At 54.2% G+C, this 1223-nt stretch carries 3 protein-coding genes; all 3 read left to right on the top strand.

Annotated features, from left to right (window positions below; all coding sequences use genetic code 11):
* On the top strand, positions 1 to 348 hold a 348-nt coding region (locus QZ197_RS10640; protein ID WP_296431910.1), incomplete at its 5' end, for a spore germination protein GerW family protein.
* A 1-nt stretch (position 349) separates the two neighbouring features.
* The gene (locus QZ197_RS10635) at positions 350 to 910 is read left to right on the top strand and encodes a DUF2953 domain-containing protein (RefSeq protein WP_296431909.1); all 561 of its coding nucleotides are present in this window, start codon (positions 350 to 352) and stop codon (positions 908 to 910) included.
* Positions 907 to 1143, top strand: coding sequence for a hypothetical protein (locus tag QZ197_RS10630; protein WP_296431908.1), 237 nt, complete (start codon positions 907 to 909; stop codon positions 1141 to 1143). Before QZ197_RS10635 ends, QZ197_RS10630 begins: the two co-directional genes overlap by 4 nt.
* Positions 1144 to 1223: the final 80 nt, after the last annotated feature.

The following is a 1223-nucleotide window of genomic DNA, read 5'->3' as shown; positions in this document are numbered from 1 at the left end:
GAACAGCTTCTTAAAAATACCGTTGAAGAACTTGACCGCCTGCTGAATGCCAAGAACGTGCTTGGCGACCCGATTGAAAAGAACGGGTCCACCATCATCCCCATTGTCAGCTACGGCTTTGGTTTTGGGGCTGGCGGAACCGACAGCCCGAAGTCGGGTAACGGCGGCGGCACTGGCGGCGGCGGCGGCATCAAGCCCATTGGCGCAATCATTCTGGATGAAAAGGGCGCACGAGTTGAAGCGATCAAAGGTGCAATGTCCGGCCTGACAGAGGTTCTGGGCGATGCAGCAGCGCATGCGCTTGAGGCGCAATCAAAGCGCGCCAACGGTACCGAAAAAGAGACCTAAGATGGTCGTTCAGCTTCTGCTTTGGCTGATTGCGGGATTTTTGGCACTTGTGACCTTGTTTATGATTTTGCCCGTCCGCGTCGCAATGTCATTGCAGAATGATCCTGCCAACCGGGCGACAGTGCTTGTGCGTCCGTTTGGTGGGATCTCACCCCAGATTGAGGTATATGACAGCAGTCGCAAATCCAAATCCAAATCCAAATCCAAGGCAACTGATGCTCGAAAGAGCGCCCAGCGCGAGAAAAGTGCAGGCAAGATGCGGGCCCGCGACAATTTCGTGACCGAGGTCGTCGTGCTGGTCAGGCGCGTTCTTTGCGCAATTCATATTGAGGTCTTGCGTGTGGACGCAGACTTTGGGTTGGGTGATCCCGCGGATACCGGACAGCTATTTGGGCATTTTTGCCCCTTGATCTACACGTCTGGCGGGCACGTGAACTTGCGGCCTGATTTTGGCGAGGCTTGTCTGCGCGGCAATATAATTGCGCAGTTTCGGGTCATTCCGGTCGCATTGATATGGCCCTTTGTTGGGTTCGGCTGGCGAGTTTTCGGACCTTTCCGATGACATATGTCCTTGATGAACCCCAAGATGTCGGCGGCTACCGGATTGCTGTCGTTTCGCATCAAACCGTGACAGGAAACCGCCTTGGATCACGCGGTGCCTATTGCCAATGCAGCAAGCAACCAAGCTTTGTGGTGATCCGCAACCAACAAGTCATGACGGCGGTCGATACTGTTGGCAGGAAAGTGGAGATCGCAACAATCGCAGCACTTTGTCCAGGGGTTGCGGATTTGTAGCTAAAACCCGGTTCTCGTCGCGAAGGCGATTAAAGAGAAAATGCCACGAAGCACGCGCCAGCTATCGTAAATGTAAAAGT

Origin of the sequence: Yoonia sp. (assembly GCF_017854415.1) — a bacterium.
Classification (GTDB): domain Bacteria; phylum Pseudomonadota; class Alphaproteobacteria; order Rhodobacterales; family Rhodobacteraceae; genus Yoonia.
The sequence above is the reverse complement of the archived record's forward strand: the minus strand, read 5'-3'. Positions and strand labels throughout refer to the sequence as shown.